At 65.3% G+C, this 25,090-nt stretch carries 27 protein-coding genes; 9 read left to right on the top strand and 18 right to left on the bottom strand.

Translation table 11 applies throughout. From position 1 onward, the window contains the following. Positions 1 to 96: 96 nt before the first annotated feature. From M2336_RS09750 to thiS, 4 genes are all read right to left on the bottom strand, one after another. A complete protein-coding gene (locus M2336_RS09750) occupies positions 97 to 732 on the bottom strand; it encodes a CoA transferase subunit B (protein ID WP_264574770.1) in 636 nt (211 codons plus the stop codon). After that, on the bottom strand, positions 732 to 1,439 hold the full coding sequence (locus tag M2336_RS09745) for a CoA transferase subunit A (protein ID WP_264569800.1): 708 nt from the start codon (positions 1,437 to 1,439) through the stop codon (positions 732 to 734). The genes M2336_RS09750 and M2336_RS09745 overlap by 1 nt, the downstream gene beginning before the upstream one ends. A gap of 207 nt (positions 1,440 to 1,646) precedes the next feature. Next, a complete protein-coding gene (locus tag M2336_RS09740) occupies positions 1,647 to 1,829 on the bottom strand; it encodes a CsbD family protein (protein WP_264569799.1) in 183 nt (60 codons plus the stop codon). 117 nt (positions 1,830 to 1,946) lie between these two features. Then, positions 1,947 to 2,951, bottom strand: a complete 1,005-nt coding sequence (gene thiS, locus M2336_RS09735; RefSeq protein WP_181559122.1) for a sulfur carrier protein ThiS — start codon at positions 2,949 to 2,951, stop codon at positions 1,947 to 1,949. Positions 2,952 to 3,042: 91 nt separating this feature from the next. Between thiS and aroQ the strand changes: the two genes are divergently transcribed. The 5 genes from aroQ to arsC all read left to right on the top strand — a co-directional run bounded on the left by aroQ (position 3,043) and on the right by arsC (position 6,333). Continuing rightward, on the top strand, positions 3,043 to 3,486 hold the full coding sequence (gene aroQ, locus M2336_RS09730) for a type II 3-dehydroquinate dehydratase (RefSeq protein WP_264569796.1): 444 nt from the start codon (positions 3,043 to 3,045) through the stop codon (positions 3,484 to 3,486). 98 nt (positions 3,487 to 3,584) lie between these two features. Further along, on the top strand, positions 3,585 to 4,073 hold the full coding sequence (gene accB, locus M2336_RS09725; protein ID WP_264574769.1) for an acetyl-CoA carboxylase biotin carboxyl carrier protein: 489 nt from the start codon (positions 3,585 to 3,587) through the stop codon (positions 4,071 to 4,073). Between the two features lie 13 nt (positions 4,074 to 4,086). After that, on the top strand, positions 4,087 to 5,439 hold the full coding sequence (accC, locus tag M2336_RS09720; protein WP_181559119.1) for an acetyl-CoA carboxylase biotin carboxylase subunit: 1,353 nt from the start codon (positions 4,087 to 4,089) through the stop codon (positions 5,437 to 5,439). Then, positions 5,436 to 5,966: a GNAT family N-acetyltransferase gene (locus tag M2336_RS09715; RefSeq protein WP_264574768.1), complete on the top strand. Its 531-nt coding sequence runs from the start codon at positions 5,436 to 5,438 to the stop codon at positions 5,964 to 5,966. Before accC ends, M2336_RS09715 begins: the two co-directional genes overlap by 4 nt. Before the next feature lie 28 nt (positions 5,967 to 5,994). Then, positions 5,995 to 6,333 (top strand): arsenate reductase (glutaredoxin), encoded by a 339-nt coding sequence (gene arsC / locus M2336_RS09710; RefSeq protein WP_264574767.1) that lies wholly within the window; start codon positions 5,995 to 5,997, stop codon positions 6,331 to 6,333. A gap of 9 nt (positions 6,334 to 6,342) precedes the next feature. On the opposite strand, the gene M2336_RS09705 is transcribed toward arsC, so the two are convergent. The 4 genes from M2336_RS09705 to M2336_RS09690 form a co-directional block, all read right to left on the bottom strand. Then, positions 6,343 to 6,624, bottom strand: a complete 282-nt coding sequence (locus M2336_RS09705; RefSeq protein ID WP_264574766.1) for a DUF427 domain-containing protein — start codon at positions 6,622 to 6,624, stop codon at positions 6,343 to 6,345. 71 nt (positions 6,625 to 6,695) lie between these two features. Then, the gene (locus tag M2336_RS09700) at positions 6,696 to 6,971 is read right to left on the bottom strand and encodes a hypothetical protein (RefSeq protein WP_264574765.1); all 276 of its coding nucleotides are present in this window, start codon (positions 6,969 to 6,971) and stop codon (positions 6,696 to 6,698) included. A 77-nt stretch (positions 6,972 to 7,048) separates the two neighbouring features. After that, a complete protein-coding gene (locus M2336_RS09695) occupies positions 7,049 to 9,286 on the bottom strand; it encodes a xanthine dehydrogenase family protein molybdopterin-binding subunit (RefSeq protein WP_264574764.1) in 2,238 nt (745 codons plus the stop codon). Then, entirely contained in the window at positions 9,283 to 9,756 is a 474-nt protein-coding gene (locus M2336_RS09690; protein ID WP_264574763.1) for a (2Fe-2S)-binding protein, read from the bottom strand. Before M2336_RS09690 ends, M2336_RS09695 begins: the two co-directional genes overlap by 4 nt. 145 nt (positions 9,757 to 9,901) lie before the next feature. Between M2336_RS09690 and M2336_RS09685 the strand changes: the two genes are divergently transcribed. Both M2336_RS09685 and M2336_RS09680 read left to right on the top strand, forming a co-directional pair. Next, positions 9,902 to 10,819, top strand: coding sequence for an XdhC family protein (locus M2336_RS09685; protein ID WP_264574762.1), 918 nt, complete (start codon positions 9,902 to 9,904; stop codon positions 10,817 to 10,819). Beyond that, positions 10,819 to 11,427, top strand: coding sequence for a nucleotidyltransferase family protein (locus M2336_RS09680; RefSeq protein ID WP_264574761.1), 609 nt, complete (start codon positions 10,819 to 10,821; stop codon positions 11,425 to 11,427). The genes M2336_RS09685 and M2336_RS09680 overlap by 1 nt, the downstream gene beginning before the upstream one ends. Before the next feature lie 218 nt (positions 11,428 to 11,645). Here the strand turns inward: M2336_RS09680 and M2336_RS09675 are convergent, their stop codons facing one another. From M2336_RS09675 to M2336_RS09630, 10 genes are all read right to left on the bottom strand, one after another. Then, complete coding sequence (locus M2336_RS09675) at positions 11,646 to 13,583, bottom strand: potassium transporter Kup (RefSeq protein ID WP_264569786.1); 1,938 nt, start codon at positions 13,581 to 13,583, stop codon at positions 11,646 to 11,648. A 102-nt stretch (positions 13,584 to 13,685) separates the two neighbouring features. Then, positions 13,686 to 14,390, bottom strand: coding sequence for a tetratricopeptide repeat protein (locus M2336_RS09670; RefSeq protein WP_264574760.1), 705 nt, complete (start codon positions 14,388 to 14,390; stop codon positions 13,686 to 13,688). Further along, positions 14,387 to 14,809 carry a cytochrome c-type biogenesis protein CcmH gene (locus M2336_RS09665; RefSeq protein WP_264574759.1) on the bottom strand — a complete coding sequence of 141 codons (423 nt, stop codon included), beginning with the start codon at positions 14,807 to 14,809 and terminating at the stop codon, positions 14,387 to 14,389. The genes M2336_RS09670 and M2336_RS09665 overlap by 4 nt, the downstream gene beginning before the upstream one ends. Continuing rightward, positions 14,806 to 15,348 (bottom strand): DsbE family thiol:disulfide interchange protein, encoded by a 543-nt coding sequence (locus M2336_RS09660; protein ID WP_181559109.1) that lies wholly within the window; start codon positions 15,346 to 15,348, stop codon positions 14,806 to 14,808. Before M2336_RS09660 ends, M2336_RS09665 begins: the two co-directional genes overlap by 4 nt. After that, a complete protein-coding gene (locus M2336_RS09655) occupies positions 15,345 to 17,306 on the bottom strand; it encodes a heme lyase CcmF/NrfE family subunit (RefSeq protein WP_264574758.1) in 1,962 nt (653 codons plus the stop codon). Before M2336_RS09655 ends, M2336_RS09660 begins: the two co-directional genes overlap by 4 nt. Further along, a complete protein-coding gene (gene ccmE / locus M2336_RS09650) occupies positions 17,303 to 17,782 on the bottom strand; it encodes a cytochrome c maturation protein CcmE (RefSeq protein ID WP_264574757.1) in 480 nt (159 codons plus the stop codon). The genes M2336_RS09655 and ccmE overlap by 4 nt, the downstream gene beginning before the upstream one ends. Position 17,783: 1 nt before the next feature. Then, entirely contained in the window at positions 17,784 to 17,915 is a 132-nt protein-coding gene (gene ccmD / locus M2336_RS09645; protein WP_181559106.1) for a heme exporter protein CcmD, read from the bottom strand. Between the two features lie 9 nt (positions 17,916 to 17,924). Continuing rightward, positions 17,925 to 18,656 (bottom strand): heme ABC transporter permease CcmC, encoded by a 732-nt coding sequence (ccmC, locus tag M2336_RS09640; protein WP_264574756.1) that lies wholly within the window; start codon positions 18,654 to 18,656, stop codon positions 17,925 to 17,927. 82 nt (positions 18,657 to 18,738) lie between these two features. Next, positions 18,739 to 19,854 (bottom strand): rod shape-determining protein RodA, encoded by a 1,116-nt coding sequence (gene rodA / locus M2336_RS09635; protein WP_264574755.1) that lies wholly within the window; start codon positions 19,852 to 19,854, stop codon positions 18,739 to 18,741. Between the two features lie 168 nt (positions 19,855 to 20,022). Next, positions 20,023 to 22,446, bottom strand: coding sequence for a membrane-bound PQQ-dependent dehydrogenase, glucose/quinate/shikimate family (locus tag M2336_RS09630; protein WP_264574754.1), 2,424 nt, complete (start codon positions 22,444 to 22,446; stop codon positions 20,023 to 20,025). 235 nt (positions 22,447 to 22,681) lie between these two features. Here M2336_RS09630 and purF point away from each other — a divergent pair, with 235 nt between their 5' ends. Both purF and M2336_RS09620 read left to right on the top strand, forming a co-directional pair. Beyond that, the gene (gene purF / locus M2336_RS09625) at positions 22,682 to 24,145 is read left to right on the top strand and encodes an amidophosphoribosyltransferase (protein WP_181559103.1); all 1,464 of its coding nucleotides are present in this window, start codon (positions 22,682 to 22,684) and stop codon (positions 24,143 to 24,145) included. Between the two features lie 17 nt (positions 24,146 to 24,162). After that, complete coding sequence (locus M2336_RS09620; RefSeq protein ID WP_264574753.1) at positions 24,163 to 24,888, top strand: SDR family NAD(P)-dependent oxidoreductase; 726 nt, start codon at positions 24,163 to 24,165, stop codon at positions 24,886 to 24,888. Positions 24,889 to 25,090: the final 202 nt, after the last annotated feature.

Genomic DNA, 25,090 nt, shown 5'->3' with positions numbered 1-25,090 from the left:
TCAAGTCCGGCATGACGAGTATTGGTGGGGCAGCGGAGTGCTCCGGAACTGCCCCTCCTCCGACGAGGGGTGAGCGCCCCGCCTTAACCCGCAGCCTTACGAGACGTAATGCGCCGTCGTCTTGGCCGCGACTTCCTCAGCGGTAACACCCGGCGCCAGTTCCACGAGGCGGAAGGGCTGATCGTGCGAAGCGCGCTGGAAGACACAGAGATCGGTGACGATCATGTCCACCACGTCCCGGCCGGTGAGCGGCAGGGTGCATTCCGGGATGAACTTGGGGCTGCCGTCCTTGGCGGTGTGCTCCATAACGACGATGATCTTCTTGACGCCGGCGACGAGGTCCATCGCGCCGCCCATGCCCTTGATCATCTTGCCGGGGATCATCCAGTTGGCGATGTCGCCTTTCTTGGACACTTCCATCGCACCCAGCACGGTGAGATCGATGTGGCCGCCGCGGATCATCGCGAAGCTGTCGGCGCTGGAGAAATAGACGCTGCTCGGCAGTTCGCTGATCGTCTGCTTGCCGGCATTGATGAGATCGGGATCGACCTCGTCATCATAAGGGAACGGGCCGATGCCGAGCATGCCGTTCTCGCTCTGCAGCGTGACCTCCACGCCCGGCGGGATGTGATTGGCGACCAGCGTCGGGATGCCGATGCCGAGATTCACATAGAAGCCGTCCTGCAGCTCCTTCGCGGCGCGCGCGGCCATTTCATCGCGTGACCAGCCCATTATGCGGCCTCCCTTTCGCGGACAGTGCGGAATTCGATCTTCTTGTCATAGGGCGCGCCGACGATCATGCGCTTCACATAGATGCCGGGCAGATGGATGCTGTCCGGATCGAGGCTGCCGACGGGCACCACTTCCTCGACTTCCGCGACGCAGATCTTGCCGGCGGTGGCCATCGGCTGGTTAAAATTCCGCGCGGTCTTGCGGAAAATCAGATTGCCCGCTTCATCGGCCTTCCAGCCCTTGATGATGCACAGATCGGCATAGATGCCGCGCTCGAGCACATATTCCTGTCCATCGAAAATCTTGGTTTCCTTGCCCTCGGCAACCTGCGTGCCCACACCGGTCTTGGTGTAGAAGCCCGGAATGCCCGCACCGCCGGCCCGGCAGCGCTCGGCCAGCGTGCCCTGCGGACAGAACTCCACCTCCAGCTCGCCTGCCAGATATTGCCGCTCGAACTCCTTGTTCTCGCCGACATAGGACGAAATCATCTTCTTCACCTGGCGGGTGCGCAGCAGCTTGCCCAGCCCTTCGCCGTCGATGCCGGCATTGTTGGAGGCGAAGGTGAGATCCTTCACGCCAGAATCGCGGATCGCATCGATCAGCCGTTCGGGGATTCCGCACAGGCCGAACCCGCCGGCGCAAATGAGCATTCCGTCGTGGAGCAGGCCATCGAGAGCGGCTGCGGCATCGGGATAGAGTTTCTTCACGCGTGTCTCCTTGGCACGGATGGAGCGAAAGCTGATCCGCCCATAAGAGCGCGGGACCGGACGGTCAAATGCCCGGATTGCACGAGGCGGTAGGGAAACCGAACCGCACCGGGTGATCGGTGCCTGCTCGGACATAAACAATGAAGGCCGCACTCGCATCTGCGAGTACGACCTTCATCAAAAACGCTTGAGCGTTACGGCTTGGGGTCAGACCCGGTCGCCGAGGGCTCCCTTCACGGAGCCCTTGAGGCCTTGGCCCTTGCCCTTGAGCTCCTGACCGAGACCTTCCGCCTGCTGATCGGGATCGTTGCGCTGCTTGCCGATCTCCTGCTTGGCCTTGCCGACCGCCTCGTTCGCGGCGCCCTTGGCCTTGTCGATCAATTCACCCATGATAGGTCTCCAATCGCTGAATTCTGCTACGGCCGGACGATCCGACCGTCTGAAAATCAAACGAGTTGGGAGGCGGCTGGTTCCGACAAATACGACCAGCGGTTGGCCGCGCTTGGCTCAGATCAAGCCAGCGAGCGGACTTGAGGGGTCGGCATACATGCGTCGCCCCATGCGCCCGGCGAGGTAGGCCATGCGCCCAGCTTCGACCGATGCCTTCATGGCAGCGGCCATCAGCACCGGGTTCTTGGCTTCTGCAATGGCGGTGTTCATCAGTACGCCGGTGCAGCCCAGTTCCATCGCCACCGCTGCATCGGAGGCCGTGCCGACGCCGGCATCGACCAGCACCGGGAGCTTGGTGCCTTCCACGATCAGGCGGATGGTCACCCGGTTCTGGAGGCCCAGGCCCGAGCCGATGGGCGCGCCGAGCGGCATGATCGCCACCGCGCCCGCACTCTCCAGCTGCTGCGCGGCGATTGGGTCGTCGGTGCAGTAGACCATCGGCTTGAAGCCCTCCTTGGCGAGGATTTCCGTCGCACGGATGGTCTCGACCATGTTCGGGTAAAGCGTGCGGGCTTCGCCCAGCACTTCCAGCTTCACCAGATCCCAGCCGCCCGCCTCGCGCGCCAGTCGCAGCGTGCGGATCGCGTCTTCAGCGGTAAAGCAGCCAGCGGTGTTCGGCAGATAGGTGATCTTCTTGGGGTCGATGAAGTCGGTCAGCATCGGTGCCTTGGGGTCGGACACATTCACCCGCCGCACCGCCACGGTGACGATCTCCGCGCCCGATGCCTCGACGGCAGCGGCGTTCTCGGCGAAATCGCGATATTTGCCAGTCCCGACGATCAGCCGCGAGCGGAAGGTGCGCCCGGCCACGCTCCAGCTATCATCGGCCAGTACCGGCGATCCATCGCCGCCGCCGACGAAGTGCACGATCTCCAGCTCATCGCCATCCTCGACGATCACATCGGCCAGCTTCGCACGCGGCACGACCTCCAGATTACGCTCGACCGCCACCTTCTCGGGCGCCAGCCCAAGCTCATTGGCCAGATGCGCTATGCTGTGCCCGGCGCGCACGCGGCGATGCTCGCCATTGACCCGGATGCCGATCGTTCCGTCCGCGCTCATGCCGTGTGTTCACCTTTCGCTTTGAGAGCCGTTCGCCACGCCATATAGGGTGGAGCCCAAGGCTCGCAACCAACAAGGACCGGATGGCCCCATGACTGCCGCGCGAAAAATCTATGTCCTCAATGGCCCCAATCTCAACCTGCTCGGCACGCGTGAGCCGGAGATATATGGCTATGATACGCTCGACGACATTGCCGACCGCATGGAAGACGAGGCCCGGCGCGCCAGCGTGGAGCTGGATTTCCGCCAGTCCAATCATGAGGGCCATCTGATCGATTGGCTACATCAGGCCAATGCGGAAGCAGCGATGGCCGTCATCCTGAACGCGGGCGGCCTCACGCACACTTCCGTGGCGCTGCACGATGCGATCAAATCCATCACCGTGCCGGTGATCGAGGTTCACCTCTCCAACCCCGCCGCGCGGGAGAGCTTCCGCCATCATAGCTATGTCGGCATGGCCGCGCGCGGATCGATCGCGGGCTTCGGCGCGCTCTCCTATATGCTGGCGCTGGAAGCGGCGCTTGAGATGGATTGAACCAGACAGGGCGTGCAAACGGTTGCCTTATCGGGCGAAGGGCAATAGGCCCCAGCCCCACTCCAGAACAGAATAAAGCTTTCTCAAAGGGAAGACCAATGGCCGACAAGACCAACGAAGGCTCGATGCAGGTGGACGTTAAGCTGGTGCGCGAACTGGCGAAAATGCTGGACGCGACGAACCTCACCGAGATCGAGGTGGAAGACGGCGACCGCAAGATCCGCGTCGCCCGCACCCCCGCCGCCCAGAGCGCGACCTATGCGCCGATGGCCGCTGCGCCCGCACCGGCAGCCCCGGTGGCTGCTGCTGCGCCCGTGGAAAGCGCCGCACCGGCCCCCGCGGCCGGTCCCGCCGCCGGCACGATCAAATCGCCGATGGTCGGCACTTGCTACCTCACGCCCGAGCCCGACGCCCCCGCCTTCGTCAAGGTGGGCGACGCAGTGAAGGCGGGCCAGACCCTGCTGATCGTCGAGGCCATGAAGGTCATGAACCCGATCACCGCACCCTCTGCCGGCACGGTCCAGGCTGTGCTGGTCGAGAACGGCCAGCCGGTCGAATATGACCAGCCGCTGATCGTGGTCGCGTGAGGACACGCCAGCCATGAGCATCGAGAAGCTGCTGATCGCCAATCGCGGCGAGATCGCCCTGCGCATCCACCGGGCCTGCCACGAGATGGGCATCAAGACGGTGGCCGTGCATTCGACCGCCGACGCCGACGCCATGCATGTGCGCCTGGCGGACGAAGCCATCTGCATCGGCCCGCCGGCTGCGAAGGACAGCTATCTCAACATTCCCGCGATCATTTCCGCCGCCGAAATCTCGGGCGCGGACGCGATCCATCCGGGCTATGGCTTCCTCTCCGAAAATGAGCGCTTCGCGGAAATCGTGGAAGCGCATGACATCATCTTCGTCGGCCCCAAGCCCGAGCACATCCGCGTGATGGGCGACAAGGTGGAAGCCAAGCGCACCGCCGGCGCGCTCGGTCTGCCGCTTGTGCCGGGCACCGACGGGGCGATCGAGGACATCGCAGACGCCAAGCAGCGCGCGAGAGAGATCGGCTATCCGGTCCTCGTGAAAGCCGCCTCCGGCGGCGGCGGGCGCGGCATGAAGGTGGTGCCGACCGAAGACGAGTTCGAGAGCCTGATGTCCCAGGCCAAGAGCGAAGCCAAGGCGGCGTTCGGCGACGACACCGTCTACATGGAAAAATATCTCGGCAATCCCCGCCATATCGAGTTCCAGATTTTTGGCGACGGCAAGGGCAATGCCATCCATCTGGGCGAGCGCGACTGTTCGCTGCAGCGCCGGCACCAGAAGGTGCTGGAAGAAGCGCCCTCCCCGGTCATCTCGTCGGCCGAACGCAACCGCATGGGCACGCTCGTGGCCAAGGCGATGGCCGACATGGGCTATCGCGGCGCGGGGACCATCGAATTCCTGTACGAGAACGGCGAATTCTACTTCATCGAGATGAACACCCGTATTCAGGTGGAACATCCGGTGACGGAGATGATCACCGGCTTCGATCTGGTGCGCGAGCAGATTCGCATTGCCGAGGGCAAGCCGCTCTCGGTGACGCAGGACGAGCTGGAATTCCACGGCCACGCCATCGAGTGCCGCATCAATGCGGAAGACCCGGTGACGTTCATGCCCTCGCCCGGCAAGGTGCAGATGCTCCACGTCCCCGGCGGCATGCACGTGCGCGTCGAAAGCGCGCTCTATCAGGGCTATAGCGTGCCGCCTTATTATGACAGCATGATCGGTAAGCTGATCGTCTACGGCCGCACCCGCGAGGGCTGCCTGATGCGCCTCAAGCGTGCGCTCGAGGAATATGTCATCGAGGGCATGAAGACCACCATCCCCCTGCACCAGAAGCTCATCGCCGACCCGGACGTGCAGAATGGCGATTACAGCATCAAATGGCTGGAAGAATGGCTGGAGCGGCAGAAGGTCGATTGAGCGGGCAACCGCCACTGCGCATCCGTCCGGTCGCCCTTGCGGATGCGGAGGCCATCACGGCGATCTACGCCCATCATGTGCAGCATGGCACAGCGACCTTCGATACGCAGGCGCCCACGGCCGAGCAATGGCGCGAGAAGATCGCGTATCTGGCTGAGAAGGGCTGGCCGTTCATCGTCGCGGAAGATGAGGACGGCGCGGTGATCGGCTATGCCTATGCCGCGCAATTCCGCGACCGCCCCGCCTACGCTCATGCCTGCGAGGACAGCGTCTATCTCCATCCCGCGAAGACCGGCCAAGGCATCGGCAGAGCGCTGCTGGCGTCGCTGATCCCGGCCGCCGGTGCGGCAGGGTTTACCCAGATGCTCGGCGTGATCGCCGGCGGCGAGGACGCCTCGGTCGCGCTCCACGCCGGCCAAGGCTTCCGCCACGCAGGACGCATGGAGAAGGTCGGCTATAAATTTGGCCGCTGGCTGGACACCATCTACATGCAGCGGGCATTGCCCGGCGACGACCAGCCGGCCTGACGGACGGGCAAACGAAAAGGATCAGGCGATGAAGGCGACCATCTACCACAACCCCCGCTGCTCGAAATCCCGCGAGGCGCTGGCGATCCTGCAGGAGACGCCGGGCGTCGAGGTGGAGATCGTCGAATATCTCAAGACTTCGCCGAGCCGAGACACGCTCGCGGCCCTCTATCAGCGCGCCGGCCTGACCCCGCGCGACGGCCTGCGCAAGGCCGAGGACGGCGCCAAGGCGCTCAAGGACGCCGACGACGCCGCTATCCTCGACGCCATGGCTGCCGACCCCATCCTGATCGAACGCCCGCTGGTGGCGACCGAAAAAGGCGTGCGGCTGGGCCGTCCGCCGGAGACGGTGCGGGAGATTCTGTAAGGCGACCGCTCAGCCGACCTCAACGCCTTTCCAGAAGGCGATGCGGTCGCGGATTGCTTCCGCCTCCGGCTTGGGATCGGGATAGTACCAGGCGGCATCCGGGTTGTCGGCGCCGGCCACGTGCAAGCTATGATAATGCGCTGTACCCTTCCACGAGCAGACCGTCGTCGTGTCGCTCGGGCGGAGAACGGCGGGATCGACGGCATCGGCGGGGAAATAGTGGTTGCCTTCCACGACGACCGTGTCGTCGCTGCGGGCAATGACGGCGCCGTTCCAGCGGGCTTCGACCATGCGGTGTCTCCTTAAGTGTGATCGGGAGGCGCAACCAGGCAGTTAAGCTCGAGACTTGTTAGAACAGGCAATCAGTTAGCAGGGGCGCAACGATACTCCCGGGCATAATTGACACTTTTCAATCCAGAGACCGCCTTTTTGCATTCGCCACTGTCATCAACGTAGCCAAAGATTAAGCCGGTGCGTTCCCATTCACCGTCCATGTTCTTCACCTCGATCCAGTAGTCCGTATCCGTTCCTACGCGATTATTCTGCACCTGCCGTATCAGGCCGTCCTTTCCGGAAACTCTATCGCCGCTTCCACAAGCAGCGATTGAGAAATACAAGAAAAGCAGTGCAAATTTCATACAGGGAATGTCCGTAGTTGGACCCCTTTTCATGAACGAGCTAGGGGGAAGAAACCTCCTCCCCTCCGCCCTTATCCTCAGACCGCCAGATCCGCCGGCACCACGGGAAGCGAGCGGATGCGCTTGCCGGTGGCGGCGAAGATGGCGTTGATGATCGCGGGGATCACCGGCGGCAGAGCCGGTTCGCCGAGGCCGGTCGTATCATTGTCCGAGATCACCCATTCGACCACCACGTCCGCCGGTGCATCCACGATGCGCGGCAGCGGGTAATCGTGGAAATTGGTGCGGCTGGCCGCGCCATCCTTGATCTCGATCTTCTGGCCGGACAGCGCCTGGCCCAGCCCGTCGATCACCGCGCCCTGCGCCTGATGGAGCGCGTTGATGGGATTGATGATCTGCCGGCCGACATCGCCGGCAACCCAGACCTTGTCGACGCTGACCTTCCCGGTCTTGGCGACGGTCACATCCACCACTTCGGCGAAATAGCCGCGATGGCTGTAATAGAAGCCAAAGCCCCGGCCCTTGCGCACGCCGTCCCCAGCATCCCCGCCGGTGCGGCCCTTCCAGCCCGCCATTTGGCAGACCTTGTCGATCACGGCGCGGGCACGGCCCGTGTTGAACTCGGGTACGCTGCCATCCATGCCGGGGCGGTTGCCATGCTTCATCAGCCGCGCCTCGCCCAGCGTGCGGCGCATCAGCTCGGGCAGGTCGATTCCGCCGGCCAGCGCCACCTCATCGAGGAAGCTCTGGAACGCAAAGGCCAGTGCATTGGAACTCGGCGCGCGCAGATAGCCCGTCGGCACGTTGCTCTCGACATAGGAGACCGAGAGATCGACATCCGCCAGCAAAGGCGCCGGAAATTCCGTCGCGGTCATGGCGGCACCGGTGTCCGGCTTGCCATCCTTGCCATAGGTGATGAAATGATCGGTAAAGGCCACGAGCTTGCCCGAGCCATCGATGCCGGCCTTGAAATCATGCCAGCCGCCGGGCCGGAAGAAATCGTGACGCAGATCGTCGGTGCGCGTCCAGATCATCTTGATCGGCCGGCCGGGCAGCGCCTTGGCGATCTGGGCGACCTGCGCCATGTAATCGTTCATCAGCCGCCGGCCGAAGCCGCCGCCGATGCGCGTCATGTGAATGGTGATCGCCTCCGGCGCGATGCCGAGCGCCTCGGACACCACCTTGCGCCCGTCCGCCGGGAGCTGGGTCGGCGCCCAGAACTCGATCTTGCCGTCCTTGAACAGCGCGGTGCAGTTCTGCGGCTCGAGCGTAGCGTGGGCGATGTAGGGATATTCATAGCGCGCGGTGACGGTCTTTGCCGCGCTGGCCATGGCCTTGGCGGCATCGCCGGCCTTGTGGATCGAATCCTCCGGCGCAGCCGCCATCTTGGCCTCGGCCGAAGCCTTGAAAGCCGCGCTGGAGAAGCGCTTCTGCGCCTCCATGTTCCACACAGGCTTCAGGGCCGAGCGCGCCTGATTGGCGACCCACCAGCTTTCCGCCACGATCGCCACCGCATCATGCGGCCCCTTGGGATTGTAGCCGCTGTTGAGCGGCACCACGGCGATGATGCCGGGAAGCGCCTTCACTGCCGCCTCATCGAAGCTGGTCAGCGTGCCGCCATAAGCCGGGCACGCCTCGATCGCGGCATGGAGCAGGCCGGGTTTCTTCACGTCGATGCCGAACAACGGCTTGCCCGCCACGATGGCCGGCGTATCGACGCCGATCTTGGACTTGCCGATGATCTTGAAGCTCGCCGGGTCCTTGAGCGGCACGGTCTTGAGGTCCGGCGCCGCGATCTTCGCCGCTTCCGCCGCCAACTCGGCATAGGTCACGCTGTGCTTGGCCGTGGGCGAGCCGGACGTCTGCGAGACGCGGCCGCCGCCTGTGGTGAGCGTCGCCTCCGGCACGCCCCAGCGCGCTGCCGCCGCCTTGATGAACATCTGACGCGCCGCCGCGCCGATCTGGCGCATGGGCATGTAGTTCATCGGCGTGGTGAAGCTGCCGCCAGCGACCTGCATACCGTAGGTCTTCTCGTCGGCGATGGTCGTCTCGGCCGTAACCTGCGTCCAGTCGACATCCAGTTCCTCGGCGATGAGCATCGGCAGCATCGTCTTGACGCCCTGGCCGATCTCCGGGTTCTTGGAGCCGATGACGAAGCGGTTGTCCGGCAGTACGCGGATATAGGCGTTGATGATAACCGCCTTCTCGCCCGGCGCCTGCGCGAAGGCGAAGCGCGCATCGAAGGCCAGCACCGCGCCGCCGACCAGCGTCGCCTTGAGCAGCCCGCGGCGGTTCATGTTGAGGGGCGCGTTCATGCAGCGGCTCCCTCTTCGATGCCGGCGGCCTGCTTGATGGCCTTGCGAATGCGCAAATAGGTCGCGCAACGGCAGATATTGCCGCTCATCGCCGCATCGATCTGCTGATCGGTGGGCTTGGGCGTCTTGGCGAGCAAGGCCGTCGCGGAGACGATCTGCCCGGCCTGGCAATAGCCGCATTGCGGCACGTCCAGCTGCATCCAGGCCTCGCTCACCGCCTTGCCGACCGGCGTCGTCGCGACATGCTCGATAGTGGTGATCTGCTTGCCCGCCGCCGTGCCGACCGGCGTGGTGCAGGAGCGCACGGCCTGCCCGTCGATCATCACCGTGCAAGCGCCGCACAGCGCCATGCCGCAGCCGAACTTGGTGCCGACCATATCCAGATCTTCACGAAGCACCCAGAGCAGCGGCTTCTTGGGGTCGGATTCGACCTGCCTTTTTTGCCCGTTGACCATCAGTTCGGTGGCCATGCCGCTTCTCCCTCCGCAATGTCTCGATGAACAGCGACATTGCCGTTGCTCTCGCCCGGTTGTCAATGTCCGTAGGCTTGCAATAATGAGGCAGGCGAGAGATGGCAGCGGCTCCCCTGCCCCCACCCCGATACAGGACGAGCGCTTGAACGATATCGATGCCATCATCGCCGCCGCGCGCGACTGGGCCGGCCAGCCCATGGCGCTCGCCACCGTCGTGGAAGCCTCCGGCTCCGCGCCAAGGCCGCGCGGCGGGCATATGCTCATTGCGGCAGATGGACGCTTTGCCGGATCGATCTCGGGCGGCTGCGTGGAATATGACGTGTTCGCCATGGCCGAGCGCGCGCTTACGAAGGGCGAGACCGGCCTGCGCTATTTCGGCAGCACCGACCCCAGCGTGTGGGAGCCCGGCCTGCCCTGCGGCGGGCAGATCGGCGTGCTGGTCCAGCCGGTGAGCGAGGCGGGCTTTGCGCCGGCGCTGTTCGAGGCGATCGCGCAGGCGCGCGCGGCGGGCAAGGCGGTTGCGATCTCCACTGACCTTGCGACTGGCAAGGCCCGGCTGGGGACGCAGGCGGGGCAGTTCGTCAATCTCTATGAGCCGGCGCGCAAGCTGCTGATCGTCGGCGCGGTGCAGATCGGCCAGGCGCTGGCGGCCATCGCGCAGACGCTCGGCATGGCGGTGACGGTCAACGACCCGCGCGAGCGCTTCCTGAGCGCCGAGCGCTTCCCCGGCGTGACGCTGACCGACGCCTGGCCGGACGAGGCCGTCGCCAGCTTCGCGCCGAATGCCGCCTGCGCGGTGGTGACGCTGAGCCACGACATCAAGATCGATGACCCTGCGCTGATCGCGGCGCTGGTGCAGTCGACGGGCTATATCGGCGCGCTCGGATCGCGTGCCAATCATGGGCGGCGGCTGGAGCGGCTGGCGGCGGCTGGGGTGAGCGCGGATGACCTGCGCCGGGTGGACGGGCCGGCCGGCCTGCCGATTGGCGGCCTTGGTCCGCAGGAGATTGCCCTCTCCATCGCCGCCGGCATGGTCGCGGCCTTTCGCGGGGCCCGCTGATGGCGCTGCCCGGCCTCGCCGTGGCGCTGCTGGCGGCGGGGCGCTCGATCCGCTTCGGCACGGCGGACAAGCTGGTGGCGGACCTCGGCGGACGCGCATTGATCGGCTGGGCGGCTGAGACCGGGCTGACGGTAGAGGCGACCCATCATCTGCTGGTGGCGCCGGCGGGCGTGGACTGGGGAAGCCACGCACCGGGATATCGGCTGATCTTCAATTCCCGGCCAGAAGCGGGGATGGCGCACTCTTTGGGTCTGGCGGCGACGGCGGCGCAGGAAGCCGGAGCCTCGGCGTTGATGGTGCTGCTCGCGGATATGCCGTTTGTCACGGCCGAGCATCTGGATGCGGTGCTTGGGCAGTTTGCGACGGATGGAGCGTCCGCCGTCTTCTCCTGTTCGCCCGACGGGGTTGCACAACCGCCGGCGCTTTTTCCGGCGCGCGCTTTCGGTGATCTCCAAGCCCTCAAAGGAGATCGGGGTGCGCGGGGCCTCGCCACAGGGGCTGCGCTGGTGAACGCCGACGCACGGCTGCTGCTGGATATCGACACGCCGGACGATCTCGCGCAGGCGCGGGCGATGGTTGCGAACACGGAGAGCAAAGCTCCGGACTGAGCGTACTCTCAAAATCCCGGCAGCATCACCCTTCCCGTGCTCCTGCGAAGGCAGGAGCCCAGGGCGTTCGAGCGCAACGGCGACGTACAGAAAGAGTTCGCGCACATGCCGAGCGTATCGGGTTCAAGTCGGCTGATTGATTGAAGCGCTTTAGCGCCCTGGGCTCCTGCCTTCGCAGGAGCACGAGAGAAATCTCGAGTTGCGGAGCGATGCCCCCCCTAAATCTCCAGCTGGCTACCCAGTTCGATCACACGGTTGGTCGGCAGGCGGAAAAACTCCATCGGGCTTTCCGCGTTGCGCAGCATCCAGGCGAAGAGCTTTTCGCGCCAGATCGGCATGCCGGGCCGGGCGGCCGGCAGCAGGGTCTGGCGCGTGAGGAAGAAGCTCGTCTCGATCATGCGGAAAGGCTGGCCGCAGCCTTCCACCATCGCCAGTGCAGCGGGCACGTCGGCCTCTTCCATGAAACCATAATGAATCAGCACCCGATAGAAGCCGCGCCCGAGATCCTCGACCTGATAGCGATAGGAGGCATCGACGGTCGGCACATCGAGCACCTTGACCGTCAGCAGCACCACCCGCTCGTGCAGCACCTTGTTATGCTTGAGATTATGCAGCAGCGCATGCGGCACGCCGTCCGAGGTGGAGGTCATGAACACCGCCGTGCCCTGCACCCGCACGGCGCTGTTGGCGGCTGAGGCGACGAAGACCGGGATCGGCATGGCCGCTTCGCTCAAGCGATCGACCATCAACCCGCGTCCCTTGGCCCAGGTGGTGAGCATGGTGAAGATCACCAGACCGACCAGCAGCGGGAACCAGCCGCCGTCCGGCACCTTGGTCAGGTTGGCCCCGAAATAGGCGATGTCGACGATGAAGAAGATCGCCAGCGCGCCATAGGCCAGCAGACGGTTCCACTTCCACAGCGAGAGCAGCAGCACCGCGAGCAGGCAGGTGTCGATGAACATCGCGCCCGTCACCGCGATACCATAGGCCGCGGCGAGATTGCTGGAGGAGCGGAACGACAGCACGAGCAGGATCACCATCACCATCAGGCCCCAGTTGATGACCGGGATGTAGATCTGCCCCTGCGCGCTGGCGCTGGTGTGCTTGATCTTGAGGCGCGGAATGAAGCCGAGCTGGATCGCCTGCTGGGTGAGCGAAAAGGCGCCGGTAATGACGGCCTGGCTGGCAATGATCGTCGCGACAATAGCGAGGATGACGAGCGGCAGGCGGAAGTTTTCCGGCGCGAGCAGGAAGAAGGGATTGCGGATCGCGTGATCCACCTGATCCGCCGGCAGAGAGAGGATGAACGCCCCCTGCCCCAGATAATTGAGCATGAGGCCGGGCAACACGAAGAACAGCCAGGAAACCCGGATCGGGTTGCGCCCGAAATGCCCCATATCCGCGTACAGCGCTTCCGCGCCGGTGACGGCGAGCACGACGGAGCCGAGCGCAAGGAAGGCCAGCAACTTGTCGGTCAGGAAGAACTGGAAGGCATACCAGGGATTGAGCGCCAGCAGGATCGCCGGATCGGTCGCGATATGCATGATGCCGAGGCCCGCAAGCGTCGCAAAATAGACCAGCATGATCGGCCCGAAAAGCTGGCCGACCCGCGCCGTTCCGCGCGACTGGATAGCGAACAGGCCGATAAGGATCGCCACGGAGATCGGCAAAACCAGTGGCGCGAAATGCGCGTTGACGGTGATGAGACCTTCCGACGCGGACAGCACGGACATGGCCGGGGTGATCATCGAATCGCCGTAGAAGAGCGCGGTGGCGAAGACCCCGAGGATGACGATCGGCCCGGTCCAGCGCTTGCGCCCGCTGCGGCGGTTCACCAGCGCGAGCAGCGCCAGGCTGCCGCCCTGCCCCTTGTTGTCGGCCCGCATGATGATCGAGACATATTTGATCGTCACGACGATCATCATCGACCAGAAGATCAGGCTGAGCACGCCGTAGATGTGCAGCGCATCGGGCGCGAGCGGGTGGTGCCCCGCGAACGTCTCGCGGAAGGCGTAGATCGGGCTGGTGCCGATGTCGCCGAAGACAATACCCATCGCCGCCAGCGCCATCTTGCGCAGGCTATCCGGGCCATGCCCATGACCAGCGGCCGCAGGATTCCCCGCCGCAAAGTCTCGTGGCTGATCGGTAGGGCTCACTTGCCCGCCTGACTCGCAATCATCAATCGCGCTTCCCTTGCCCAGGCCCTGCCCTGAACGCGCGGCGCCCTAGCACTTCGTCGAGAGGCACGCAACGCACCATCAGGGGCCGGCATTTCCGCTTTTGGGCGCCCCAGCCTGCGGGGCATCGCCCTGAGATGGGCCACCCTGCGCCATGGCATCGCGCCGCTCGATGAGCGCATTGAGCAACGCCACGTTGCGGATCAGCTCTTCACGCAGCTCGAAATCCTCCGGCAGGCGCGCTGCCAGCTTCAGCCAGACATCACGCGCGCGGTCGAACTGACCCGATTCCGCTAGGGCAAGCCCATAGAAATAATTGGGAGAAACGCCGTCCGGCTGGAAATGCAGGGCCTGCGCGAAGGCATAATCCGCCGCCGGGGTCAGCGTGCCATTGCCATGCGCGACCAGCGCATTGCCCAGCCCCACCCAGATGTTCGCGTCATCGGGATATTCTTTCAGGCCCGAGAGCAGCACATTGGCGGCGCCGGCCGTGTTGCCCTTGCGGGCGAGCGCGTCGGACACGACAAGCCATTTCGTCGCACCAGTCAGCCGCTCGCCGATTTCCGAGCGCTTCTTGGCCAACGCCTCATCGAACTTCACGCGCGAGTCGTTCGCCGCGACCGGCTTGTCGGCCAGACCCGGACTGCCCTGCCAGGCATAGCCGGCGAGGCCGAGCAGCAGCGCAGTGGCAACCGGCGCGGCATGGCGGAGCGGCAGGCGCGCACCCAGCATGATGCCGATGCCGACCATGAGCGCGATGCCCGCTGCGATCAACAGGCCGGTCATGCCTTCGCTCCCTTGCGGCGGCGCATCCGCCCATATGCCAGCGCCCCGCCCGCGCCCAGCAGCATCAGCGGTGCCGCCCAGAGCGGCCAGAGAATGGGGTCCGCGGTCGGCTTGTAGCTGATCCAATCCCCATAGCGCTCGATGAGCCAGGCGCGAATGGCCTCAGGGTCTTCGCCCGCCGCGATGCGCTCGCGAATGATCGAGCGCAGGTCCGCCGCCATACTCGCGTCGCTGTCCGCAATGGACTGGCTCTGGCAGGTCAGACAGCGAATCGTGTGCATCAGCTCGGTTGCCTTCGCCTCCAGCGCCGGATCGTCGAGCTGGCGATTGGCATAGGGTGCGGGCGGCAGTGCCGTCTGCGCGAACACAGGTGCTGGCAGGATGGCGAGCAACGCCGGCAGGATCAGCGCGACCCTCATGATTGCGCCTCGCGCAGCTTTTCGAGGATCATGTCCACATCCTGCGGGCCGATCACGCCGATATGCTGGTAGCGAATGATGCCCTTGCCATCGACCACGAACGTCTCCGGCACCCCGGAGGAGCCCATATAGAATTGCAGGGCACTGCGTTCATCCAGCCCGATGCGCTGATAAGGGTTGCCGTGGCGCGTGAGGAAGTCGTCCACATCGGCGCGGGCATCGCGGATCGCGACCCCATCGATGGGGACGCCTCGCTGGGCGAGTTGCAGGAGCACCGGCGCCTCGGCGATGCAGGGCACGCACCAGCTGGCGAAGATGTTGAGCAGCCGCGGCTGCCCGTCCGCCATCGCCTTGGTCGAGAGCGTCGGGCGGCTGGAGGCGCCCGCGGGCAGGTCCATCGGCGGGACCGGCTTGCCGATCATCCGCGATTGCACCACCGTCTGCTGCTCACGATTGAGGCCCAGCGAGGCCACGCCGAGGAAGATCACATAGGCAATCAGCGGAATCCACAGGATGAGCGAGCGCTTGCCGAACTTCATGCCAGCGCCTCCTGCGGATACTCCGCAGCCGCGCCAGATGCGCGCGCGATCCGCGCCTGCTTGCGCTCGCGACGGACGCGGCCGACCAGCGCCAGCGCGCCACCCAGCGCGATCAGGCCCGCGCCGCCCCAGATCAGCGTGACGAACGGCTTCCACCAGATGCGCAACTGCCAGCGGCCATTTTCGAGCGCTTCACCGAGCACCAGATAGAGCTGGCCGTTCCAGCGGGTAAGCTGGATGGACTCGTTGGTTGGCGTCGGCGGATCGGTGAAATAGCGGGCCTGAGGCCGCGCGGTGCCGATCACCTTGTCGCCGCGCCGCACGACGAGCTGCGCTTCCATGGCAGTCCAGTTCGGCCCGGCATAAGGCCGCACGCCATCCATGGTCACGGTGTAGCCGGCGATCTCGAAAGAGTCCCCCGGTGCCGCCGCCGCCAGCCGCTCGGATGAGAAGGCTGATTCGCTCGCCATGCCGGCCAGGCTGACTGCGCAGCCCAGATGCGCGATCACCATGCCATAAGTGAACATCGGCGTACGCCGCAAATTGCGCTTCCAGAGCGGCGCGACGCTCGCCACAGCAACGGCGGCGGCCATGACGAGGCCCAGCAGCGGCAACCAGCCGATCGGGCGGTCCGCAAACAGCAGCACCGCGATCAGCGTAATCAGCGCAGCGCCAATGGCGGGAGCCGACCGCCGCAGCGCCGCGCCCGACTCGTCCCGCCGCCAGCGCAGGAGCGGCCCGACCACCAGCGCGGCCATCAGCACCAGCGTGATCGGCCCGATCACCGCGTTGAAATAGGGCGGACCGACAGAGACGCTCTGGCCCAGCATTTCCGTCAGCAGCGGATAGAGCGTGCCAATGAGCACCAGCCCCAGGATCACGCACAGCAGCAGATTGTTGACGACGAGCAGCGCCTCGCGGCTGAGCGGATCAAACCGCGCGCCCTCGTTCACCGTGTGGACCCGCATAGCGAACAGCGCGAGCGCGCCGCCGATATAGAGACCGAGCAGAATGAGGATGAAGCTGCCGCGCGTGGGATCGACCGCGAAGGCGTGGACGCTGGTGAGGATACCCGAGCGCACGAGGAAGGTGCCGATCATCGACATTGCGAAAGCGACCACTGCCAGCATCACCGTCCACGCGCGCAACGCATCGCGGGCAGCCAGGACCGAAGCGCTATGGAGCAGCGCCGTCGCCGCCAGCCACGGCATGAGCGAGGCATTCTCGACCGGATCCCAGAACCACCAGCCACCCCAGCCCAGCTCATAATAAGCCCAGTATGAGCCGGCAGCGATGCCGATGGTCAGCAGGACCCAGGCACCCAGCACCCACGGCCGGATCGCACGGGCGAAGCGGGCATCCACCTGCCGGGTGAGCAGCGCGCCCACCGCGAAGGAGAAGGCTACGGACAGGCCGACATAGCCAAAATAAAGCGTCGGCGGATGGAAGGCGAGACCGGGGTCCTGCAGCAGTGGATTGAGCCCCTGCCCCTCGACCGCCGGGGGATTGAGGCGCTGGAAGGGATTGGAAGCAAACAGCAGGAAGGCATAGAAACCAAGGCTGATCGCCGCCTGCGCGCCGAGCGTCGCGAAATGGGTCGCGCGGTCGAGACTGCGCTCGAACAGCGCCACCGCGCCGCCGGCAAGGCTCATCACCGCCACCCAGAGCAGCATCGAGCCCTCGTGATTGCCCCAGGCTCCGGCGAATTTGTAGATGAACGGCTTGAGCGAATGGCTGTTCGCCGCGACCAGATAGACGGACATGTCGGAGATCAGGAACAGGGCGATGAGCAGCGCCATGGCTAGACCCGCCAGCACGCCCTGCGCGACCGCCAGCGGCCGGATGAATCGCGCCGTATCGGCATTGCCGCGTGCAACGGCCAACCAGGCGAGCAGCAATTGCAGGCCGGCGAGCGTGGCCGCGAGCCACAGGGCGGCAAGGCCGGCTTCAGCGATCATTGGCCGCGTGCATCCACCTGATGGGTCTGCGGATCATATTTGATGCCCTCCATCTCGCGCGGCATGTAGCGCTCGTCATGCTTGGCGAGGATGTTGGTCGCGCGGAACACGCCGTCTTCCCCAAAGGCGCCTTCCGCCACCGCGCCGCTGTTCTCGGCAAAGAGGTCGGGCGTGATGCCAGTGAAGGAAGCCGGCACGGTGGCCTTGCCGTCAGTCAGGCGGAAATCGACCGTCGTGCCGTTGGCGTGGCGCTTGATGCTTCCTGCTTGGACCATGCCGCCCAGACGAATCGCGCGGCCCGGCTCGACCTTGGCGGCCAGCGCTTCGGCGGGCGTGTAGAAATAGGCGGCCTGCGAGCGCAGCGCGGACATGGCCAGCAGCACGCCGCCGATCATGGCCGCCAGCGCCAGCACCACGAGGATGAGGCGCTGATGCTTACGCTTGGGGCCAGCTCTGTTCGACGTCACCGCAACCATTTCAATCCCGCTCCAGCAAATCCCGCGCCCGCCGCTCCGCCTGCCGCGCGCGCGCCCAAGCCCACAGGCTGGTCGCAACCGTCGCAACGAAGGTGAGGCCATAAGCGGCAATCACGAAAGGCCAGGGATTCATCGGTTATCCTCAGCCCCGCGACATCCGGCGCAACCGCGCCTCGATCCGATTTTCCGCCAGCATCGCCCGCATCCGCAGCAGCACGATCGCCGTGAACCAAAGAGTAAAGCCGAGCACGGTCAAGCCAAGCGGCCAGAGCATGGACGGCGCGATGCTACTGCTCATGCCGACGACGCTGATGCTCTTGGCCTGGTGGAGACTGTTCCACCACACCACCGAATAATGGATGATCGGCAGATTGAGCGCGCCGATGAGCGCATAGATCGCCGTCACGCGGCTGACACCGCCAGCATCGCCCCGCTCCACGCTGGCGCGCGCCAGCGCGATATAGCCGATGTAGAGGAACAGCAGCAGCAGCATGGAGGTCAGGCGCCCGTCCCACTCCCACCACGTCCCCCAGGTGGGCCGCCCCCAGATCGAGCCGGTGGCGAGGCACAGGGCGGTGAAGACCGCGCCCGGCACCGCGATGGCCCGACCTGCTACGCTCGCCAGCGGGTGACGCCAGACGAGCTGCATGATCGCCGCGATGGTGAGGCCACTCCAGCCGCCCATGCCCAGCCATGCCGCCGGCACATGAATGTAGAGGATGCGGAAGCTGTGCCCCTGCAGATAATCCGCGGGCGCCACGAACAGCCCGGCCCAGCACCCGGCGAGAATCAGGAGGATGCCGCCCCAGAAGCACCAGGGCGTCGCAGGCACGGCAATCGCCAGGAAACGTCGCGGGTTCGCAAGGACGTGCATCCCGCCCCTTTAGAGGCAGCGGGGCAGGCGCGCCAGTGGCTTTGGCCAGAGAATGTGACGCCGAATGTGACCCCGGCCGCGCTCAGCGCAGATAGGGGTTGGCGCGCTTGCGGGTCTTGCGGTCGATGCCCATCAACAGCCCCAGTGAGATCATGATCGAGAGCATCGCGGAGCCGCCATAGGAGACGAGCGGCAAAGGCAGGCCGACGACTGGCGCAAAGCCGACGACCATCATCATGTTGATGGAGATGTAGAGGAACAGACTGCAGGTCAGCCCCGCCGCCAGCAGCTGGTCGAAGCGGCTGGCCGCATCCCGCGCGACATTCATGCCCCAGCGCAGCAGCAGCCAGAACAAGGCGATGATGACCGTCGCGCCGAGCAGCCCCCACTCCTCGGTGATGGCCGGAAAGATGAAATCCGTATGCGACTCAGGGAGATAATGGAGATGGCTCTGACTGCCTTGCAGGTAGCCCTTGCCGAAGAAGCCGCCCGAGCCAATGGCGATGACCGACTGGGTGATATGATAGCCCGCGCCCAACGGATCGGCCTCCGGGTTCATGAAGATCGTCACGCGCCTCTGCTGGTGCGGCAGCAGGAAGCTGTAGATCACCGGGATCAGCACGATCGCGGCCGCCCCCGCCGCCGCATACAGCCGCAGCGGTAATCCCGCGAGAAAGGTCACAACCGCCACGGACAGCACCAGCATCATGCCGGTGCCGAGATCCGGCTGGAGCAGGATCAGCGCGAAGGGCACCACCGTGAGCGCGACCGGCGGCCAGAGCGCCGTGAAGGAGCGCGTCGCGGCGGGTGGCAACATCTCGTAGAATCGCGCGACCATGCCGATCACGGCCAGCCGCACGAACTCGGAGGGTTGCAACTGCATGAAGCCGAGATTGAGCCAGCTCCGCGCCCCGCCCCCCACGATGCCCATCATCAGCACAATGATGAGCAGCGCGAGACTCGCCAGATAGGCCGGGAAGAGCAGCGGCTTGAACTGCTCGGAGGGGATGTAAGAGATCACCAGCGCCAGGATCAGAAACAGCGCAAAGCGCAGCAGATGCGCACCGGCCCACGGCACCATCGAACCACCAGCCATGGAATAGAGTGCGAGCGCGCCGACCACCGCCAGCGCCGTCACGATGCCGATGGCACGCCAGGACTGGTTGGCGATCGCAGGCGGGACATGCACGAGCATCATTGGACGGATCTTGAACCGGAGTTTGGGAAGGCGACGTTGCCCTACCCGCCTAATGCCTTTCCGCCTCCAGTGAAAGCACGCGCTTCACCCCTTCGCCTCAGGCAAGCGCTCGGCAGATCGAGCGAGCTTGCCACGCCCGACCTGCCAAAGCCATGTTTCCTCCCATTCTCATCCCGGCAGGGCGTAGGCGATCACTTCATCGCCAATCGGCGTCTCCATGAAATGGTGCCCGCCCGCCATGATGACGAGATACTGCTTGCCGTTCACCTCATACACGCTCGGCGTCGCCTGACCGCCCGCCGGCAGCCTATCCTGCCAGAGCGTCTTGCCCGTCTCGATGTCGATGGCGCGGATCAGATTGTCCGTCGCTGCGGCGATGAAGGCGACACCGCCAGCCGTGACCACCGCGCCACCATTGTTCGGCGTGCCGATGTTGATGGGAAGCATTGACGGAATTCCCCAGGGGCCATTGCGCCGCGCGGTGCCGAAGGGGCGATCCCAGATGGTCTGGCCCGTCCGCATGTCGATCGCACGGATACCGCCATAAGGCGGGCGCTTGCACAGCAGGCCAGTCAGCGAAAGCCGCCACCCTGCGTTTACCGAAATGGCATAAGGCGAGCCGGCCTGCGGGTCTTGCGAGCCATGCCCGCCCCCCTCGCTCATGCTGCCGCCCCGCGCCTTCTCGTCGCCACGCGGCGCCGGGAAGCCGCGACGATCCGCCTCGGCGCGCGGCACCAGGCGATTATAGTTGGGCATATTATTGTAGTTGGCGAGGATCACGCCGCGTACCGGATCGATGGCGAGGCCGCCCCAGTCCGTGCCGCCATTATAGCCCGGATATTCGACGAAGTGCTTGTCCGCCGTGGGAGGCGTGTACCGCCCGCGATATTCCGCCTGCCGATATTGGATGCGGCAGACCATCTGGTCGATGGGGGACATGCCCCACATGTCGCTTTCCTTGAGGTCGGGGAAGGCGAGCGTGTGGTAGGTGGAATAAGGCTGGGTGGGGCTGCGCCGCTGCGGCTCCACGCCGGTGCGCGGCACGGCCCGCTCCTGCACCGGGAAGATCGGCTGGCCGGTGCGACGATCCAGCACGTAGATTTCGCCCTGCTTGCTCGGCAGGATCAGCGCCGGCACGGTGCCAGCGCCATTGGGGAAATCGACCAGCGTGGCCTGTGCGCCGAGATCATAGTCCCACACGTCCCGATGCACGGTCTGGAAGCGCCAGCGGGGCTTGCCGGTCGTCACGTCCAGCGCAACCAGCGAGGAAGAAAAATTGTCCTCCTGCGGGCTGCGGCTCCCGCTCCAGTAATCCACCGCGGAATTGCCCATCGGCAGATACACGAGGCCCAGCGACTCATCGCCGCTGGCGATGGTCCACATATTGGGCGTGCCGCGCGCATATTCCTGCCCGGCCGGCGGATCGCCCGCCCAATCCGGGTTGAGCATGTCCCAAGCCCAGCGCTTCTCGCCGGTGACGGCATCATATCCCTGGACGACGCCGGACGGCGCATCGCGCTTTTGCCCATCCAGCACTTGGTGCCCGGTCACGATCACGCCTTGCACGATCGTGGGCGGCGATGTGATCGAGACCATGCCCGGCACCACCTTGCCCATGCCGCGCTTGATATCGACCGCGCCGTTCTCGCCGAAGTCGGCGCATGGCCGCCCGGTCTGTGCATCCACGGCGATCAGGCGGCCATCCAGCGTACCCTCGATGATCCGCGTCGCGCAGGCCTGCCCTTCCGTGGCTTGCGGCACGGCATAATAAGCGACGCCCCGGCACGCGGCCGTGTAGGGAATCCACGCATGATCGACCTTGGGATCGTAGCGCCAGCGCTGCTGACCGGTCGCCGGATCGAGCGCGATGAGAATATTAGTGGCCGAGCACAGATAGAGCGTATTGCCGACCTTCAGCGGCGTCGTTTCGGCGCCATATTTGTTGTCGGCCATGTCCTCGGGCAGATCGCCGGTGTGGAACACCCAGGCGCGCTGCAATTTTCCGACGTTGGCGGGCGTGATCTGGCCCAGCGGAGAATAACGCTGCGCCGCGTAGCTGCCGCCATACGCCGGCCAGTCCGTCCCGGGCCGCAATAGCGAGGGATCGGCCACCGTCGAGGCAAGCCGCGCCGGCATCGTGCCGACGTCAGGAAGGTTGAGGCGGGAGATCACCACGCCACCCACGGCCAGCACAAGCACGGCTGCCACGCTCGCCATAATCGGCAAGCGCCATTGCCAGCGCTCGGGCTGGAGCACCGGCAAGGTCAACAGCACAAGGATCAGGAGCACCGTCGGGCCGACGGTGAAGGGAATCAGCGCCCACCCATCGAGCCCGGCCTCAGCCAGCCCCCAGATGATCGAAAGTCCATAGGCCGCTAGATAGACCCAGACGCCCAGCACCCGCTGTCGGATGAGAAGAAAGCCCGCCAGACCGAGGAGCACCCCGGCAATGAGGTAATAGAGGCTGCCACCCAGCACCGCGAGCCACGCGCCGCCGATAGCCAGCACAAGGCCGACCAGCGCGATAATCGCGCCGACAATGGTTGCGAAGAGGGAGCGAGCACGCGCGCGGGACGTCCAATCAACCGGCATGGCGATCTCCTTTTGCAAGGGAAACAGCCCCCGGGCGGCATGGTTCCGAACTTTATGCCCCTCGCCGATTTTGGCAGCTTCACGCGCTTATGGAGGCCTCACCCGTGCCCGACTCGGGGCATTCACCACCTTTCTTGCGACAATGGGGCGACAAAGCAGTTTGACGCTCCTATATGGCCGGCAACGAGGATCGCGACGCGGCGGGAATCGCACCCCGTCGGCTATGAGTAGAGCCATGCTGACCACGCACCCATTTGATGACGACAAGCTGCGCGAAGAGTGCGGCGTTTTTGGCGTATATGGCGCCGACACAGCCTCCGCCATGGTGGCGCTGGGCCTTCACGCCCTGCAGCATCGCGGGCAGGAAGCCGCCGGCATCACCAGCTGGGACGGTGAGGAGTTCCACACCCACCGGGCCATGGGCCATGTCGCGGGCAACTTCGACAAGGACGATGTGATCCGCCAGCTCGCCGGCCATGTCGCCTGCGGCCATGTGCGCTATTCGACGACCGGCGAGACAGCGCTGCGCAACGTCCAGCCGCTCTATGCCGAGCTGTCCTCGGGCGGCTTCGCCATCGCTCACAATGGCAACATCTCCAACGCGATGAACCTGCGCAAGCGGCTGGTGCGCGATGGCGCGATCTTCCAGTCGACCAGCGATACCGAGGTGATCATCCACCTCGTCGCCAAATCGCGTTACCGGACCCTGCTGGATCGCTTCATCGATGCGCTCAAGCAGGTCGAAGGCGCCTATTCGCTCATCTGCCTGACGCGTGAGGGCCTGATCGCCTGCCGCGATCCGCTCGGCATCCGTCCGCTCGTCATGGGCCGGCTGGGCGATGCGATCATCTTCGCCTCCGAGACGGTGGCGTTCGATGTGGTCGGCGCGGAATATATCCGGCAGGTCGAGCCCGGCGAGCTGATCGTGGTGACGCAGGGCGGCGAAATCCGCTCGCACCGCCCCTTTGGCGAGACGGCGCAGGCCCGCCCCTGCATCTTCGAGCATGTCTATTTCTCGCGGCCGGACTCCATCGTGGACGGCAGCAGCGTCTATTCGGTCCGCAAGGGCATTGGCGCGCAGCTGGCCATCGAGAGCCCTGTCGATGCCGATCTCGTGATTCCCGTGCCGGATAGCGGCGTGCCTGCCGCCATCGGCTATGCGCAGCAATCGGGCATTCCGTTCGAGCTGGGCATCATCCGCTCGCATTATGTTGGCCGCACCTTCATCCAGCCGGGCGACAAGGTTCGCCATCTGGGCGTGAAGCTCAAGCACAACGCCAATCGGGCGCTGATCGCCGGCAAGCGCATCGTGCTGATCGACGATTCGATCGTGCGCGGCACCACCAGCCTCAAGATCGTGCAGATGATGCGCGAGGCCGGCGCCAAGGATGTGCACATGCGCATCGCCAGCCCGCCGACCCGGCATAGCTGCTTCTACGGCGTCGATACGCCCGAGCGCGCCAAGCTGCTCGCGCATCGCATGGACGTCTCGCAGATGTGCTCGTTCATTCATGCCGACAGCCTCGCCTTCGTGTCGATCGAAGGCCTTTACCGGGCGATCGGCGAGGCGCGCCGCAATGATGAGCTGCCGCAATATTGCGATGCCTGCTTCACCGGCGATTATCCCACCACCCTCACCGACTTCGACGATCAGGCCGAAGTGAACCAGCTCGAACTGCTGCGCGAACGCGTGGTCTGAGCCGGAGCGGAGACAGCATGACTGACACGACCGACAACCGGCCCCTGGCCGGGCGCCTTGCCCTCGTCACCGGCGCCAGCCGGGGCATCGGCGCGGCCACCGCCATCGAACTCGCGCGCGATGGCGCGCATGTGGTTCTGGTCGCGCGGTCCGTGCCGGATCTTGAAGCGGTGGAAGAACAGATCCACGCCGGCGGCGGCAGCGCCACCATCGCCCCGCTCGACCTGACCGACGGGGAGAGCATCGGGCGCCTGGCCACAGCAATCAGCGGGCGCTGGGAAGCGCTCGACGTGCTGGTGCTCAATGCTGCCACGCTGGGCACGCTTGCCGCCGTGACCGCCATCGACACCAAGGAATTCGCCCGGCAGCTCACGCTCAACATCGCCTCGACCCAGGCGTTGATCGCGGCCTTCGATCCCATGCTTCGCAAGAGCAGCGACGCACGCGTCGTAGCCCTCTCCACCGGCGTCGCCACGGCGCCCCGCGCTTATTGGGGCGCCTATGGCGCATCCAAGGCGGCGCAGGACGTGCTGGTGAGCGCCTATGGGCAGGAAGTCACCAAGATTTCCAAGGTCCGCACCCACATCGTCAACCCCGGCCCCACCCGCACCACCATGCGCGCCCGCGCCTATCCCGGCGAAGACCCGGCAACGCTCAAGACACCGGACGTGGTCGGCCGTGCGATCGCCGATCTGGTGGTCAGCGAGGCGGCCGACGGCACGCGGGTCGATCTGCCGCGGTAAGAGTGGCGGCCGGCGTTTAGGGCCGGGCTTACTCGATCAACGATTTGGGGCAGTGCTTTTGCGGCCTGGGCTCCTGCCTGCGCAGGAGCACGAGGTGGCGTGGAGCATCACCGCGTGGCCGTTTGATTGGGCGTACAAGTGAGCCGTTAAGCCCAAGCTGTGCTCCTGCGCAGGCAGGAGCCTAGGGCAGCAGAGCTCCACG

The sequence above is a fragment of the Sphingobium sp. B1D7B genome, assembly GCF_025961965.1.
Classification (GTDB): Bacteria; Pseudomonadota; Alphaproteobacteria; order Sphingomonadales; family Sphingomonadaceae; genus Sphingobium.
This window is presented reverse-complemented; position numbering and strand designations above follow the sequence as displayed.

What these genes read in the sequence shown, in the direction of transcription:
- M2336_RS09750 (WP_264574770.1), bottom strand. Translation starts at nt 732, where the DNA reads ATGGGCTGGTCACGCGATGAAATGGCCGCGCGCGCCGCGAAGGAGCTG.
- M2336_RS09740 (WP_264569799.1), bottom strand. Translation starts at nt 1,829, where the DNA reads ATGGGTGAATTGATCGACAAGGCCAAGGGCGCCGCGAACGAGGCGGTC.
- thiS (WP_181559122.1), bottom strand. Translation starts at nt 2,951, where the DNA reads ATGAGCGCGGACGGAACGATCGGCATCCGGGTCAATGGCGAGCATCGC.
- aroQ (WP_264569796.1), top strand. Translation starts at nt 3,043, where the DNA reads ATGACTGCCGCGCGAAAAATCTATGTCCTCAATGGCCCCAATCTCAAC.
- accB (WP_264574769.1), top strand. Translation starts at nt 3,585, where the DNA reads ATGGCCGACAAGACCAACGAAGGCTCGATGCAGGTGGACGTTAAGCTG.
- accC (WP_181559119.1), top strand. Translation starts at nt 4,087, where the DNA reads ATGAGCATCGAGAAGCTGCTGATCGCCAATCGCGGCGAGATCGCCCTG.
- arsC (WP_264574767.1), top strand. Translation starts at nt 5,995, where the DNA reads ATGAAGGCGACCATCTACCACAACCCCCGCTGCTCGAAATCCCGCGAG.
- M2336_RS09705 (WP_264574766.1), bottom strand. Translation starts at nt 6,624, where the DNA reads ATGGTCGAAGCCCGCTGGAACGGCGCCGTCATTGCCCGCAGCGACGAC.
- M2336_RS09700 (WP_264574765.1), bottom strand. Translation starts at nt 6,971, where the DNA reads ATGAAATTTGCACTGCTTTTCTTGTATTTCTCAATCGCTGCTTGTGGA.
- M2336_RS09695 (WP_264574764.1), bottom strand. Translation starts at nt 9,286, where the DNA reads ATGAACGCGCCCCTCAACATGAACCGCCGCGGGCTGCTCAAGGCGACG.
- M2336_RS09690 (WP_264574763.1), bottom strand. Translation starts at nt 9,756, where the DNA reads ATGGCCACCGAACTGATGGTCAACGGGCAAAAAAGGCAGGTCGAATCC.
- M2336_RS09680 (WP_264574761.1), top strand. Translation starts at nt 10,819, where the DNA reads ATGGCGCTGCCCGGCCTCGCCGTGGCGCTGCTGGCGGCGGGGCGCTCG.
- M2336_RS09670 (WP_264574760.1), bottom strand. Translation starts at nt 14,390, where the DNA reads ATGACCGGCCTGTTGATCGCAGCGGGCATCGCGCTCATGGTCGGCATC.
- M2336_RS09665 (WP_264574759.1), bottom strand. Translation starts at nt 14,809, where the DNA reads ATGAGGGTCGCGCTGATCCTGCCGGCGTTGCTCGCCATCCTGCCAGCA.
- M2336_RS09660 (WP_181559109.1), bottom strand. Translation starts at nt 15,348, where the DNA reads ATGAAGTTCGGCAAGCGCTCGCTCATCCTGTGGATTCCGCTGATTGCC.
- M2336_RS09655 (WP_264574758.1), bottom strand. Translation starts at nt 17,306, where the DNA reads ATGATCGCTGAAGCCGGCCTTGCCGCCCTGTGGCTCGCGGCCACGCTC.
- ccmE (WP_264574757.1), bottom strand. Translation starts at nt 17,782, where the DNA reads ATGGTTGCGGTGACGTCGAACAGAGCTGGCCCCAAGCGTAAGCATCAG.
- ccmD (WP_181559106.1), bottom strand. Translation starts at nt 17,915, where the DNA reads ATGAATCCCTGGCCTTTCGTGATTGCCGCTTATGGCCTCACCTTCGTT.
- ccmC (WP_264574756.1), bottom strand. Translation starts at nt 18,656, where the DNA reads ATGCACGTCCTTGCGAACCCGCGACGTTTCCTGGCGATTGCCGTGCCT.
- rodA (WP_264574755.1), bottom strand. Translation starts at nt 19,854, where the DNA reads ATGATGCTCGTGCATGTCCCGCCTGCGATCGCCAACCAGTCCTGGCGT.
- M2336_RS09630 (WP_264574754.1), bottom strand. Translation starts at nt 22,446, where the DNA reads ATGCCGGTTGATTGGACGTCCCGCGCGCGTGCTCGCTCCCTCTTCGCA.
- purF (WP_181559103.1), top strand. Translation starts at nt 22,682, where the DNA reads ATGCTGACCACGCACCCATTTGATGACGACAAGCTGCGCGAAGAGTGC.
- M2336_RS09620 (WP_264574753.1), top strand. Translation starts at nt 24,163, where the DNA reads ATGACTGACACGACCGACAACCGGCCCCTGGCCGGGCGCCTTGCCCTC.